The sequence below is a fragment of the Lentzea aerocolonigenes genome, assembly GCF_000974445.1.
In the GTDB taxonomy this organism is placed as follows: domain Bacteria; phylum Actinomycetota; class Actinomycetes; order Mycobacteriales; family Pseudonocardiaceae; genus Lentzea; species Lentzea aerocolonigenes.
In genome coordinates this window covers 138,099-150,624 of sequence record NZ_BBOJ01000012.1, presented here as the reverse complement: position 1 = coordinate 150,624, position 12,526 = coordinate 138,099, and the positions used below count along the sequence as shown (strand labels likewise).

The window sequence follows — 12,526 nt, the reverse complement described above, 5'->3', positions numbered from 1 at the left end:
TTGGATCGGTGTTCTCAGCCGAAGGTGAAGGAGTAGGCCTGGACGCCGGGGCTGACGGTCGCCGTGAGCACGCCCGCCTCTATCCGTTCGGTCGTCAGCAGCTGGTAGGAGTTCGGGGTGCCGTCGACCTGGAGGGTCTTCGACTGCCCGTTGTGCTCGTAGGCGACGGTTCCCTTGCCGGACAACACCATCCGCACCTGCTTGGCGCGGTAGTCGAGCCGGATCCGCGCGTTCTCGGTGGTGGGGGAGATGTGCTGGCTGGTGAGCGTCCAGGCGCCGTCGAGCGTGAAGCTGTCGCGGGCCTGGTTCTGCGGGAACCGGAAGGACTTCTCACCGGTGGTGTAGGTCTCGGTGCCGGCGAAGTTCACACGTTTGGTGGACCCGAGGAAGGTCTCCCTGGTGATGTCGGCGACGACGGGGGTGTCGTCGGCCAGCTCGGTGGCGGGCGGCAGCTTCCGTGCGGGGTCGGCTTCGGTGAGCAGCTGCCTGATCAGCTTCTCGGTGGTGCGGTAGTCGCCCTCGCCGAACTTGATGTGCCGCACGGTGCCCTGGGCGTCGACGAGGTAGTGCGCGGGCCAGTAGCGGTTGCGGTAGTTGGTCCAGGTGGCCAGGTCGTTGTCGAGTGCGACCGGGTAGGTGATGCCGAAGTTCTTCGTGGCGGCCTGGACGTTGGCCGGTTCCTTCTCGAACGCGTACTCCGGTGAGTGGATGCCGACGACCTGCAGGCCCGCGTCGCGGTAGGCGGAGTCCCACGCGGTGACGTGCGGCAGAGAACGCTGGCAGTTGATGCAGGAGTAGGCCCAGAAGTCGATCAGCACGACCTTGCCGCGCACGGCTTTCAGGTCCACGCCGGGGGAGTTGAGCCATTGTGCGACTCCGGTGATGTCCGGCGCGGTGCCGCAGCTCTCCAGTTCGGCGGCGCCGTCGGAGCACTTGTCGAGGTCCTTGTTCTGGTCGTTGACCAGTCCGCCGAGGTTCAGCGCCTTGCGGACCTGCTCGGAGTTGTTCACCCTGGCCTGGAGATCGCTGGTGTAGTCAGGGACCACGCGTTGCAGGAGCTGCGGCAGGTTGAACACCAGCCCCACGGCCAACGCGATCATCACGACGCCGGCGGTGATGCGGACAGCCCGCTGGCGCCTGCGGAACGCCTGCACCCGTTCGGCGACGCGCCGCCCGGCGAGCGCGAAGATCAGCAGCGGGATCGCCGCGCCCACCGCGAACGTGAGCGTCAGCACCACGGTGTCCGCGCCGACCTTGCCGGTGGACCCCGCCACCGTGATCGCGGCGAGCACCGGGCCCGCGCACGGCACGTACACCGCGCCCAGCGCCAGACCCAGCGCGAACCCGCCCTTGTTCGGATCGGGACTGCGCTGCGGAATCCACGTGAACGGCTTCTCCAGCAGCTGCTCGAACCGCGGCACGACCAGGCCCGCGCCGATCAGCACGAGCACCACGATTCCAGCCCAGCGCAACACGTCCTGCGGCAGGCCCAGCACGGACAACAGCAACGAGCCGAACAGCGTGACCAGGCTGAAGCTCACCACCAGTCCCGCGATCACGAGATACGGCCTGGCGGTGCGTTTCCGGTCCGCGCGGGCACCTTGTGCGCCACCGGAGAAGAAGATGACGGGCAGGACGGGCAGGATGCACGGCGAGATGCCGGTGACCAGGCCGCCGATCAGGCCGATGAGACCGAGGGTCAGCATGCCCGTGCTTCGGAACCGGGCGGCGTGCGGATTGCCGTTGTGCTGCGGAAATCTGGTTGATCGTCGTTTGTGGACGGTCAGGTTGGTAACGGATTCATAACCGCGCCAATCCGTTCCGCGAGGCGTGGCGAATCCCCGGCAGCAACCGCTCGACCACTCCTTGGAGATGTCCTGTCATGAACAAGACCGTCCGCAGCACCGCCCTGGCCATCGGCGCGGCCTCCCTCACCCTGTTCGCCGCTGCCTGTGGCTCGGGCGACATGGCGAGCAGCAGCTCCAGCACGAGCTCCACCCCGACCTCGACGGCGCCCTCGTCGTCGGCGATGGCGGACCCGGCTCGCGACCTCGTGGGCCCCGGCTGCGCCGACTACGCCAAGCAGGTCCCGTCCGGCGCGGGTTCGGTGGCGGGCATGGCCGCCGACCCCGTCGCCGTCGCCGCGAGCAACAACCCGCTGCTCACGACGCTGGTCAGCGCGGTGTCCGGCAAGCTCAACCCGAAGGTGAACCTCGTGCCGACGCTGAACGGCTCGGAGTTCACGGTCTTCGCGCCGGTCGACTCGGCGTTCGCGAAGATCGACGCCGCCACCATCGAGAAGCTCAAGACCGACGACGCGTTGCTGACCAAGATCCTCACCTACCACGTGGTGCCCGGTCAGATCTCACCGGACAAGATCTCCGGTGACCAGAAGACCGTGCAGACCGGCGTGGTGAAGGTGACCGGGTCCGGCAACGCGCTGAAGGTCAACGACGCCAACGTGATCTGCGGTGGCGTGCACACCGCGAACGCGACCGTCTACCTGATCGACTCGGTGCTGCTGCCCGCCTGACCGGGGTCCGCCGGCTGAACCGACCGCGGTTCAGCCGGCTTCCTCCGCGCTGCCATCAGCTGTGCGACCGGCCCGGCGCCGATGCCGTGCAGCGCAACGCTTCCCAGCACGCAGACGACGGTGATCGTCAGGATCGTGTCCGCCGCCGTGCCCTCGGGCAGTTTGTTGAACGCCAGCAGCCCGAACACGATCGTGGTCGTCCCGCGCGGTCCCAGCGCGCCGATGAGCGTGCGTTCGCGTCCGGACAACTTCGAGCCGGTCAGCGAGAGGAGGACCGGCACGAACCGGATCACCGTGAGCACCGCGGCGCAGAAGAGGACTTCCTGCCACGAGACGCCCAGGGAGACGATGAGGACCGCCGAGATGCCGACGACGAACCACATCGTCATCGTGAGCAGCCCGGTGACGTCCTCCAGCAGGTGCAGATCGGTGTTGAGGGAGTCGGTGCGGGCCTCGGCGCGTCCTTTGTGGACGTGACGGGCCTTGAGGATCCGGTGCACGTACCGGAACGCGATGCCGCAGACGAAGGACGCGACGAACCCGTTGCCGTCGATGGCGACGGTCGCGGTGTAGGTGAGCAGCGGTGCCAGCAGCACCGCGACCCTCGCCGACTGCTCGCTGACCCACCCGGCCTGGTGTGCCCGGTCCATCAGCCAGCCGAGCAGAACGCCGATCACGACACCGGCCACGAGCGCCTTGATCGCGAAGGGCAGCACCGTCGCCAGCGCCTCGAGCGGCGTGCGCGTCTCGGACGTGGTGCCGGCCAGGATCAGCGCGAAGAGGAACAACGGCGAGACGATGCCGTCGTTGTAGCCGCTCTCGACGTTCAACGTGCTGCGCACCCGCACCGACAACGCCGGGTCGCGCACCACCCGTTCCGCCGGGGCGAAGTCGGTCGGCACCGTCACGCAGGCGATCAGCAGGAGAACGGCCCACGGCAGATCGGGGAACAACAGCCACCCCGCCACCGCCGCCAGGGCGAGACTGATCGGCATGGCGACGAGCAGCACCCTGGCCACGAGCCCGGGGTAGGCACCCCACAACCGCCCCGCGCGCACCTCCGTGGCGTCGACGAAGAGCAGGACGGCGAGAATGATCTCGGCCGCGTGCTGCGACGCCTCCGTGTTGAGGCCCTCGGCGATCGCGCTCACGTTGAACAGTCCGACCGCGACGCCGGCGAGCACCATCACGATCGGCGCGCCGAGGTACCACCGGTCGAGCCGGTTCGCCGCGAGTGATCGGACCACCATCGCGAAGGCCGCGGCGAGCAGCAGGGTGTTCATCCGCTCATTTTCACCCACGTGTCCTATGAGGACAGGCGCAGGGGCGGGTTTCGCCGCGTGGTGGGACAGGAAGTACGAGGTCAGCGACCTCGACCCGGCTCGGCGGGGTGGTGCGGACCAGCCCGGTCGTGAGCTCGAGGGTGAGGGAGGCCGCCACTGAGCCCGCACCTCATCCCGTTCGCGCCCGCCCACCCTTCTCCGCGACTTCGCCGACGCCCCCCGACCGGCTGGTCGCCGCCAGCCAGTCGGGGGACACCGAGCCGCCGACCCCCGGATGGCCGTCCACCCCGGGTCTCGCCGACACTGGGCCCCATGGTTCGTGTGATCGTCGTCGACGACGAGGAGCTGGTGCGCTCGGGATTCCGCCTGATCCTCGAAGCCGCGGGAGACATCGAGGTCGTGGCGACGGTGCCGGGCGGGCAGGCGGTCAAGGAGGCGGGGCTGCACCAGCCCGACGTCGTGCTGCTCGACATTCGGATGCCCGACGTCGACGGCCTCACGGTCCTGCGGCAGCTGCGCGGGTTCCAGAAGCCGCCGGTCGTGGCGATGCTGACGACGTTCGACTCGGACGAGTACATCGCCACGGCGCTGCGGTCGGGGGCGGCCGGGTTCATCCTCAAGGACACGGCGCCTGACCAGCTCGCCCAGGTCGTCCGCACGCTCGCGGCCGGTGGGGTGGTGCTGTCGCCGAAGGTCACGCGGACCGTCGTGGACGGGTACCTCGGGTCGGGTGCCGGGTCGCCGGCGGCGTCGCAGGTCGACCGGCTCACCGAGCGGGAGCGGGCGGTGCTCGTGCTGATCGCCGAGGGGCTGTCCAACTCGGACATCGCCGGGCGCATCCACATCAGCGTCGGCACGGTGAAGGACCACGTCTCGGCCATCCTCACCAAGCTCGGGGTCGGCAGCCGGGTGCAGGCGGCGCTCGTGGCCCAGCGCGCGGGTCTGCTGTGAACCGGGCGCTGCTCGCCAACGCCGGGGTGATCGCGGCCGCGGCCGTCGAGACCGCGCTCAACCAGCCCGACGATCCGCTGATGATCGCCCTGGCGGTGCTGGCCGTCGCCGCGCTGTTCGTCCGCGGCCGGTGGCCTGTCGCGGCTTTCCTGGTCACGCTGCCCGCGCTCGCGGCCGTCGGCGCCGTCCTGCCGCCCGTGGTCGCGCTCTACTCCGTCGCCCTGCGCCACTCGAACCGGTACCTGCTCACCGGCTGCGGGCTGCTCGCCACCGGTGGGTACCTCTTCCCCGGCGCGGACATCCTCCTCGACGTCCCCGGTACCGACGTCGTGCTCGTCGTGATCTACGCGGCGATGGTGGCGGCCGCGCCGATCTTCTTCGCCCGGCTGGTGCGCGCGCTGGCCGAGGTCCGCCAGGCGCGTGAGCACGAACGCGAGCTCGACGCGCAGGCCGTGCTGGCGCGGGAGCGCAACCAGCTCGCCCGCGAGATGCACGACGTCGTGTCCCACCAGGTCAGCCTCATCGCCGTGCAGGCGGGCGCGTTGAGCGTCTCCACCACCGACCCGAACGCGAAGACGGCGGCCGAGAACGTCCGCAAGCTGTCCGTCGACACGCTCGACGAGCTGCGGCACATGGTGAACCTGCTGCGCGCGTCCGGCACGGCGGGCAACGAGCTCACGCCGCAGCCGAAGTTGTCCGATGTGGACAGACTGCTCTCCGGCAGCGGCATCGAGACCACGCTGACCGGTGCCGCGCCCGAAGGCATCGACTCCGCGTACCAGCGCACGATCTACCGCACGATCCAGGAGGCGCTCACCAACGTCCGCAAGCACGCCCCCGGCAGCACGGCGGCGGTCGACATCGCGCAGGACGGCAGCGATCTCACGGTGACCATCACGAACACCGCGCCCACCCGCCCGACGCTCGCGTTGCCGAGCGCGCGGCACGGTCTCGTCGGGCTCCAGGAGCGGGCCGCGCTGCTGGGTGGATCGATCACGACCGCGCCGACGTTCGAGGGCGGGTTCCGGCTCCAGTTGCGGCTGCCGCTCACGAGCTGACGCGGAACGCAAGTCCCTCATCGTCTCGATCGCGAAGACCTTCTCCGTCGCCTGGACCGCGGGCCACGGCCGTAGTCAGGGGTATGAAGAAACCAGTTCTGGTCCTCGCGGTGCTGGCCGTCGCCGTCGCCGCGGCATTCGTCTTCCTGCAGTTCGCCGGCGGACCGCAGGCGAAAGCCGGTGAGTGCGTCACCGTCACCAACGGCACCGAGGTCGCGAGCACGGGCTGCACGGCAGACAACGCGAAGTTCAAGGTCGGCAAGGTGCTGACCGACTCCGGCGCCACCTGTCCCTCGGGGGACGACGAGTACGTCCAGGTGACCCCGAGCGGCGGCGGCAAGCTCTGCCTGCTCCCCAACCTCGTCGAGGGCGCGTGTTACAAGCCCTCCGACGACGAGGACAGCTGGGGCAGAGCGACCTGTTCAGGCGAGGAGACCGTCAAGGTCACCAAGGTGATCCCCACCGCGGGGGACGGTTCCGGCTGCCCGGACGACGGCGACGACCAGCTGTCGATCGTCTACCCCGAACCGCCCACGACCTACTGCCTCGCGCCGGTGCAGAAGACACCGGCCTAAACCAGGTGGTCGCGCGGTACGTATCCCCGGACATGAGCGGATCTCGGACGGGGGCGGCCACGCGGGTGGCGGCGCTCGGCCGTGAGCTGGCTCTGCTCGCGTTCGCGGGAGCCGTGACCTACACGGCGACCCTGTACGTGGCGGTGACCTGGGGGCCGGCCTCGTGCAACGTCCCGTCCGTCGGCGCGCTGGTCGCGGGCGCCGCCGTCCTGCCCGTCGCGCTCCGGCGCCGGCTGCCCGTGGTGGCCGTGCTCGCCGCGGCGGCGTTGTTCGGCTGGTACCCGGCGACCGGCGTCGCGCTGGCCATCGCGTCCTACAGCGTGGCGGCGCGGGTGCGGCGGACCCGGTGGCGGGACTGCGTGCTGACGGCGGCCGGCCTGGTGCCGTTCACGATCGGGCTGATCGGGTCCGGGTTCCAGTGGCGGGTCGTGGTCATCGAGTTCGGCATCGCCGCGATGGTGACCGTCGCCGGCCCGATCGTGGTGCACACCCTTCTCGCGCAACGCGAACAGCTGATCAGCGCGCTGCGGGAGCAGTCGCGCTACGCCGGATCGACCGCACGGCTGCAGGAACGCTCCCGCATCGCGCAGGAGATGCACGACCTGCTCGGTCACCGGCTCAGTCTCATCTCCCTGTACGCGGGCAGCCTCGAAATGGACGCCACCCAGCACGTCAGCGAACCGGCGCGGCTCATCCGCACCACCGTGCGCACCGCGATGAACGAGCTCAGGGCGACGCTGGGCATCCTGCGTCAGCCCGAGCCCGCCGCCACCAGGCCCGCCGACCACACCGGCACCAAGGCCGACCTCTTCCAGCTCGTGCGGCAGACCCAGGACGGCGGGATGCACGTCACCCTCACCTGGCACGGCCCCGATCTGTCCGAAGTGGACAGACCGGTGCGGCAGGCGGTGCACCGGATCGTGCGCGAGGGGCTCACCAACGTGTGCCGCCACGCTCCGGGTGCGCGGGCGGAAGTCGTGGTGGAGCACGGGAACGACCGCGTGCGCGTCGCGGTGTCCGACGACGGACGCGGGGGCGGCGCGGCACCGGGCACCGGACTGGGTCTCGCCGGCGTGCAGGAACGCGTCCGGCTGCTGGGCGGCACGTTCGCGGCAGGACCGTTGCCAGGACGTGGGTTCCGCATCGCCGCGGAACTCTCGCTCGCCGCGACCACACCGCTCGCCCTGGCGTCGGAGACACCGGAGGCGCCGGAGGTCGACCTCGCCCGCGCGGGCATGTCGGCCGTGCTCGCGACGGGGTTGATCGGCGCGGTCGCGATCCTCGTCGTCACCTTCAACACGGTGATGTTCACCGACATCGCGGACCAGCGGCCCGTGTTCGAGACGCTCCCGCTCGGCAGCACCCGTGAGCGGGTGGCCGAGAACGTCGGGCTGGACAGCAAGATCGCGCGCATGGCCTCTCGCGGCGTGGAGCCCCTGCCGCCGCCGAACGTCGACTGCACCTACACCTACATCGAAGAGAACGGGGCGACCGTGGTCGAGCGCTACTGCTTCCGCAGGGATCTGCTCGTCCAGAAGTCCCGTTTCCTGCTGCCGGGAGCGTGACCGTGATCAACGTGATGCTGGCGGACGACGAACAGCTGCTGCGCGAAGGCGTCCGGCTGGTGCTGCGCCACGCCGAGGACATCCGGGTGACCGCAGAGGCGGGCGACGGCGCCGAGGCCGTGCGCCTGGCCTGTGAACACGACGTCGACGTGGCGCTCGTGGACATCCGCATGCCGGGCACCGACGGCCTGACCGCCGCCGAGCAGCTCGCGGAACGAGCGCCCGCGGTCAAGGTCGTGATGCTGACGACGTTCGGGGAACAGGAGTACATCACCCGCGCGCTGAGGGCGGGAGCCGCCGGGTTCCTGTTGAAGGACAGCGGTCCGGAGGAGCTGATCCACGCGGTGCGGGCTGCCGCGCACGGCGGCGCGATCCTCTCTCCCCGCATCACCAAGGACCTGATCGCCACGCACCTGACCGCGGCCGACAGCCGCAACGTGAAGGCGCAGCGGCTCGTGGACACGTTGAACGACCGCGAACGCGACGTGCTCGTCCTGATCGGCGTCGGCGCCTCGAACGCGGAAGCCGCCCGCCTGCTCTTCATGGGCGAGGGCACCGTGAAGACCTACGTGAGCCGCATCCTCGCGAAGCTGGGCTGCGCCAACCGCGTGCAGGCCGCGATCATCGCCCACGACGCAGGCCTCCTTCCGACCGCATGAGGCTGTTGCGAACACGGGGAAGGAGCTCAGGGCCGCCGTGCCTGAGCTCCTTCCCCGCTGTGCACTCGCCTGCCCGCCCGGCGCGGTCTCAGGCGAGTGCGGTCACGCGCACTTGCGAGCCGCCGCGGCGGCGTCGTTGGCGCGCTTGTTCTGCGCGGCCGCGGCCTTCTTCGCCTGGGCGGCGCGGTTGGCCTGCGCAGTCGCCTGCTGCTTGGCCTTGTTCGCCGCCGCGGCGACCTGGTTCGCCTTGTTCTTGTCGGCCTGCTGGCCTGTCTGCTGGGCCTTCTGCGCCGCCGCCTGGGCGGCCTTCGCGGCGTTGTTCGCCCGCTGCTGGGCGCGCTTGGCGTTGTTCGCGGCCCGCTTGGCCGCCCGTTGGGTCCGTGCCGCCTGGTTCTTCGCGTTGGCGGCGGCCTGGTTCGCCTGCTGCTTCTGCTGGGCGTTGCAGTTCGCCTGCTTGTTGGCGCTGGAACTCGTGGTCGTGGTGGGACTGGCGCTGGAACTCGTGCTCGGGCTCGCCGCGGCGAGCCCGGCGGTTCCGAAGCTCACCGCCGCTGCCAGCGCCGCCACCAGAACGCCCCGCTTCACGTTGTTCTCAAGCATGTCCGCTTCCTTCCCGTCCGGCTCTCGCTGAGCCTCTCGACGGGGAAGTACGGGGACCTCATCGCCTGACGTTCACCGGTTTCGAGGCCTCGAAACGATCGGTGACACATCCGCGCCGACCGTCTGTCAGATCGAGACGATCGGCAACTTGTCGCTGCCGCACAACGGATTCCACTGTTTGAGCATTCGCGGACTTCACGAGAGGGCACCACATGGGCAAGCACCACAACGACGGCCGCAGGGCCAAGGCGATCGGCGCGGCCATCGGTCTCGTCGCCGTGGCGATCACCGCGACCACCTTCACCGCGAGCCAGGCAGCGCCGCAGCAGCGCACCACACCCGATCAGGCGACGGAGACGTTGCGGCAGAAGGCTTCTGTCACCGGCACGGCGTGGGCGGTCGACCCGGACACGAACGAGGTCCTGGTCACCGCGGACAGCACCGTGACCGGGGACAGGTGGAACAACCTGAAGTCCACAGTGGACGCCATGGGTACCGGGGTGAAGCTCCAGCGCACCACCGGCACGTTCCGCCTGTTCGCCGAGGGCGGTGACGCGATCTTCGCCGGCAACAGCCGCTGCTCGCTCGGCTTCAACGTCGTCACCGCCGACGGCCGTCCCGGCTTCCTCACCGCGGGCCACTGCACGGCCGCGGGCAGGCAGTTCTCGTTGAACGCCGGGGGAAGGCCCGCGGCCACGGTCGTCAGGTCGACGTTCCCCGGCAACGGCGACTTCGCGCTGCTCACCTACAACAACCGCAACACCAACGCACCCAGCGAGGTCGACACCGGCAACGGCGGCAAGGTGCGGATCCGGCGTGCGGCCGAGGCTCGCGTGGGCAACCAGGTGCAGCGCATGGGCAGCACGACTGGCCTGCGTTCGGGCCGCGTCACCGGGCTCAACGCCACCGTCAACTACCCCGAAGGCCGCGTCACCGGCCTGATCCAGACGACCGTGTGCGCGGAGGGCGGGGACAGCGGCGGGCCGATGTTCGCGCGCAACGGTGACGCGATCGGGCTGACCTCGGGCGGCAGCGGTGACTGCCGCGGCGGTGGCGTGACGTTCTTCCAGCCCGTCACCAAGGCGCTGGCGGCGGTCGGCGCGACCATCGGCTGACGCGGAACTGACTGCGCGAACGCGAACACGCGGTCCGGGTCGTACTCGGCGGCGATCTCCATCAACCGCGGGAGGTTGCCGCCGTAGTACGCCTCCGCCCAGTTCGGCAGCTGCGGGTCGATGTAGTTGACGTACCCGGTGTCCCCGACGAGCGCGCCGAGGCCGTCCTGCACCTCACCCACGGCGCGGGGCCTCCGTAGCGTTGCCCGGCGGCGTCTTGAAGTAGATCTGGGCGGAGGCGCGGGCGGTGCGGCGGGAGAGACTCGTGGCGCCAGGTGCGACGGCCGTCCGCCGTCACCGCGGTCACCGAGACCAGGTGATCGCACGTCAGCCCAGTGGATCGACGCAGCCTTGTGGAGGCAGCCGGTCTGGCGGGTGCAGGTGCGGCGCTCGCCGCCTGCGGCACCACCCCTGCCCCGCAGGCCCCTCCCAGCTCGTCCGTCCCCCAAGGTCCGCTTCGGCACGGGTCGGCACTCGGTGACGTGTCCCGCGTCCTGGCGGTATCCGGGCGGTGCCTGTCCACCGGCACGTGTCCGTCGGCGTCGCGGGCCTCACGCTCGGCGGCATCGGGGTTCTCGCCCGCAAGCACTTGGCGACACGACTTGATCACTGCCGCGCGAGGGAGCCGGGTGCGGGTTCAGGTGACCAGGCCGCTTCAGCTGGTGGTGTTCGCGACGCCGTATCTGGCTTCCATCATCAGCACGGCCTCGTCCACGACGTGTGCCATCGATGCGTCGTCGGGAGACCAGTTCATGAGCAGCATCCGCGGCCAGAAGACGTAGTTGGAGATCATCCCGAGGAACTGGGTCGCTGCCAACTCCGTGTCGTCCAGCTCGGCTGTTCCCAGGGCCTTCTCGATGTCGAGATAGCGGCGCACGGAGTCGAAGTAGGGCATCTTGCCGCGCGCGAAGTGGGCCTCGCCCAGCTCGGGGAAGCGCGGCAGTTCGGCGATGACGATGCGGAAGAGGGCGGCCATGCCGGGCCGGGCGAGCAGGGCGACGTACCGGCGGCCGATCGCCGTCAGGCCTGCCTGCAGGTCACCCGTCGGTGGGTGGAGGTCGCCTTCGTCCTCGACCTTCCACGACTCCGTCACGATTGCGTCGAACAGCGCCGCCTTGGTCGGGAACTGCTTGAACAGGGTCGCCTTCGACACCCCGGACGCCTCGGCGACCTTGGCCAGTGACGTGCCGGCGTACCCGGCGTCGAGGAAGAGCCGGGTGGCGGCCTCGATGATGGCTGCCCGCTTCTGCTCGGCGACGCGCCGGTGGTAGGTCGAGGGCTCCGTCGTCATGGACGTCATCCTACGCGAGGCGAGTCACTTGACTCACCATTGGTGGCGGCCTAGCTTGATGGCGAGGTGAGTCACTCGACTCGTCATCGTTCCGCAGGAGAGGACCGCGTCATGGGACGCTTCGACCAGCAGACAGTTCTCGTCACCGGGGGCACCGGCGGGCAGGGCGCGAGCCATGTCCGGGCCTACCACCAGGAGGGAGCGAACGTCGTCATCGCCGGGCTCTCCGACGGGCCGGGCGAGGAGCTCGCCGCCGAGCTAGGCGAGCAGGCTTTCTTCGTCCGCCTGGACGTCACCGACGAGGACGCCTGGGCCGCGGCGGTGACCGCGACCGAACGCCGTTTCGGGCCGATCGCGGTGTTGGTCAACAACGCCGGTGTCCAGAACCCCGCCGTGCCGATCGAGGCCGTCGAGCGGCGGGTCTGGGATCGCGTTCTCGACGTCAACCTCACCGGCGCGTTTCTCGGCATCAAGGCCGTGACCCCGTCACTGCGCCGCAACGGCGGCGGAGTGATCGTCAACATCGCTTCCACGATGGCCCACGCCGGCACCTCGCTCTACGCGCCCTACGTCGCCAGCAAGTGGGCGCTGCGCGGGCTCACCAGGACCGCCGCGCTGGAGCTGGGCCGGGACGGCATCCGGGTCAACTCCATCCACCCCGGCGTCATCTCCACGGCGTTGATCAACGAGCCGATCGCGGGCCAGCCGCCCATCGCGGACTTCTACTCGCCGGAGCCGTACGCCGTCCCGCGGCTGGGAACCCCGGCCGACATCACGGCTCTGCTCCTCTACGTCACCTCGGCCGACGCTTCCTTCGTCACGGGCTCGGAGTTCGTCGCGGACGGCGGGCTCCTGCTCGGCCCCGCCCTGCAGCCGGACGCGACGGCGGCGTGACC

Annotated in this window: 13 protein-coding genes and 1 pseudogene; 9 read left to right on the top strand and 5 right to left on the bottom strand. The window is 70.1% G+C overall.

Features of this window, described 5'->3' with window-relative positions; translation table 11 throughout:
- Positions 1 to 14: 14 nt before the first annotated feature.
- Positions 15 to 1,706, bottom strand: coding sequence for a cytochrome c biogenesis protein DipZ (locus AOM45_RS23460; protein WP_030467239.1), 1,692 nt, complete (start codon positions 1,704 to 1,706; stop codon positions 15 to 17).
- Between the two features lie 176 nt (positions 1,707 to 1,882).
- Between AOM45_RS23460 and AOM45_RS23455 the strand changes: the two genes are divergently transcribed.
- The gene (locus AOM45_RS23455; RefSeq protein ID WP_030467238.1) at positions 1,883 to 2,533 is read left to right on the top strand and encodes a fasciclin domain-containing protein; all 651 of its coding nucleotides are present in this window, start codon (positions 1,883 to 1,885) and stop codon (positions 2,531 to 2,533) included.
- On the opposite strand, the gene AOM45_RS23450 is transcribed toward AOM45_RS23455, so the two are convergent.
- Positions 2,500 to 3,816, bottom strand: coding sequence for a cation:proton antiporter (locus tag AOM45_RS23450; protein WP_030467237.1), 1,317 nt, complete (start codon positions 3,814 to 3,816; stop codon positions 2,500 to 2,502). The two genes, AOM45_RS23455 and AOM45_RS23450, sit on opposite strands and share 34 nt — an antisense overlap.
- Before the next feature lie 25 nt (positions 3,817 to 3,841).
- Between AOM45_RS23450 and AOM45_RS53525 the strand changes: the two genes are divergently transcribed.
- The 6 genes from AOM45_RS53525 to AOM45_RS23425 all read left to right on the top strand — a co-directional run bounded on the left by AOM45_RS53525 (position 3,842) and on the right by AOM45_RS23425 (position 8,624).
- Positions 3,842 to 3,976, top strand: a complete 135-nt coding sequence (locus AOM45_RS53525) for a hypothetical protein (RefSeq protein ID WP_269083656.1) — start codon at positions 3,842 to 3,844, stop codon at positions 3,974 to 3,976.
- Positions 3,977 to 4,128: 152 nt separating this feature from the next.
- Positions 4,129 to 4,767 (top strand): response regulator, encoded by a 639-nt coding sequence (locus tag AOM45_RS23445; RefSeq protein WP_030467236.1) that lies wholly within the window; start codon positions 4,129 to 4,131, stop codon positions 4,765 to 4,767.
- Positions 4,764 to 5,825, top strand: a complete 1,062-nt coding sequence (locus AOM45_RS23440) for a sensor histidine kinase (RefSeq protein ID WP_030467235.1) — start codon at positions 4,764 to 4,766, stop codon at positions 5,823 to 5,825. Before AOM45_RS23445 ends, AOM45_RS23440 begins: the two co-directional genes overlap by 4 nt.
- Positions 5,826 to 5,908: 83 nt before the next feature.
- Positions 5,909 to 6,400 (top strand): LppU/SCO3897 family protein, encoded by a 492-nt coding sequence (locus tag AOM45_RS23435; RefSeq protein ID WP_030467234.1) that lies wholly within the window; start codon positions 5,909 to 5,911, stop codon positions 6,398 to 6,400.
- Between the two features lie 32 nt (positions 6,401 to 6,432).
- Complete coding sequence (locus AOM45_RS23430) at positions 6,433 to 7,965, top strand: sensor histidine kinase (RefSeq protein WP_081902060.1); 1,533 nt, start codon at positions 6,433 to 6,435, stop codon at positions 7,963 to 7,965.
- Between the two features lie 2 nt (positions 7,966 to 7,967).
- The gene (locus AOM45_RS23425) at positions 7,968 to 8,624 is read left to right on the top strand and encodes a response regulator (RefSeq protein ID WP_030467232.1); all 657 of its coding nucleotides are present in this window, start codon (positions 7,968 to 7,970) and stop codon (positions 8,622 to 8,624) included.
- 102 nt (positions 8,625 to 8,726) lie between these two features.
- On the opposite strand, the gene AOM45_RS23420 is transcribed toward AOM45_RS23425, so the two are convergent.
- On the bottom strand, positions 8,727 to 9,224 hold the full coding sequence (locus tag AOM45_RS23420; RefSeq protein WP_051783194.1) for a hypothetical protein: 498 nt from the start codon (positions 9,222 to 9,224) through the stop codon (positions 8,727 to 8,729).
- A 212-nt stretch (positions 9,225 to 9,436) separates the two neighbouring features.
- On the opposite strand from AOM45_RS23420, the gene AOM45_RS23415 reads away from it, so the two are divergent.
- Positions 9,437 to 10,339, top strand: a complete 903-nt coding sequence (locus AOM45_RS23415) for a S1 family peptidase (protein ID WP_051783192.1) — start codon at positions 9,437 to 9,439, stop codon at positions 10,337 to 10,339.
- A gap of 14 nt (positions 10,340 to 10,353) precedes the next feature.
- Here AOM45_RS23415 and AOM45_RS52975 read toward each other — a convergent pair.
- Both AOM45_RS52975 and AOM45_RS23410 read right to left on the bottom strand, forming a co-directional pair.
- A pseudogene (locus AOM45_RS52975) lies at positions 10,354 to 10,512 on the bottom strand (BBE domain-containing protein); the annotation flags it as partial.
- 482 nt (positions 10,513 to 10,994) lie between these two features.
- Positions 10,995 to 11,630: a TetR/AcrR family transcriptional regulator gene (locus tag AOM45_RS23410; protein WP_030467229.1), complete on the bottom strand. Its 636-nt coding sequence runs from the start codon at positions 11,628 to 11,630 to the stop codon at positions 10,995 to 10,997.
- Between the two features lie 111 nt (positions 11,631 to 11,741).
- Here AOM45_RS23410 and AOM45_RS23405 point away from each other — a divergent pair, with 111 nt between their 5' ends.
- Positions 11,742 to 12,524, top strand: coding sequence for an SDR family NAD(P)-dependent oxidoreductase (locus AOM45_RS23405; protein ID WP_030467228.1), 783 nt, complete (start codon positions 11,742 to 11,744; stop codon positions 12,522 to 12,524).
- The last annotated feature ends 2 nt before the right edge of the window (positions 12,525 to 12,526 follow it).

Excerpts from the sequence above, each read along its gene's own strand:
- AOM45_RS23460 (WP_030467239.1), bottom strand. The coding sequence starts at position 1,706 with ATGCTGACCCTCGGTCTCATCGGCCTGATCGGCGGCCTGGTCACCGGC.
- AOM45_RS23455 (WP_030467238.1), top strand. The coding sequence starts at position 1,883 with ATGAACAAGACCGTCCGCAGCACCGCCCTGGCCATCGGCGCGGCCTCC.
- AOM45_RS23450 (WP_030467237.1), bottom strand. The coding sequence starts at position 3,816 with ATGAACACCCTGCTGCTCGCCGCGGCCTTCGCGATGGTGGTCCGATCA.
- AOM45_RS53525 (WP_269083656.1), top strand. The coding sequence starts at position 3,842 with ATGAGGACAGGCGCAGGGGCGGGTTTCGCCGCGTGGTGGGACAGGAAG.
- AOM45_RS23445 (WP_030467236.1), top strand. The coding sequence starts at position 4,129 with ATGGTTCGTGTGATCGTCGTCGACGACGAGGAGCTGGTGCGCTCGGGA.
- AOM45_RS23435 (WP_030467234.1), top strand. The coding sequence starts at position 5,909 with ATGAAGAAACCAGTTCTGGTCCTCGCGGTGCTGGCCGTCGCCGTCGCC.
- AOM45_RS23430 (WP_081902060.1), top strand. The coding sequence starts at position 6,433 with ATGAGCGGATCTCGGACGGGGGCGGCCACGCGGGTGGCGGCGCTCGGC.
- AOM45_RS23420 (WP_051783194.1), bottom strand. The coding sequence starts at position 9,224 with ATGCTTGAGAACAACGTGAAGCGGGGCGTTCTGGTGGCGGCGCTGGCA.
- AOM45_RS23415 (WP_051783192.1), top strand. The coding sequence starts at position 9,437 with ATGGGCAAGCACCACAACGACGGCCGCAGGGCCAAGGCGATCGGCGCG.
- AOM45_RS23410 (WP_030467229.1), bottom strand. The coding sequence starts at position 11,630 with ATGACGACGGAGCCCTCGACCTACCACCGGCGCGTCGCCGAGCAGAAG.
- AOM45_RS23405 (WP_030467228.1), top strand. The coding sequence starts at position 11,742 with ATGGGACGCTTCGACCAGCAGACAGTTCTCGTCACCGGGGGCACCGGC.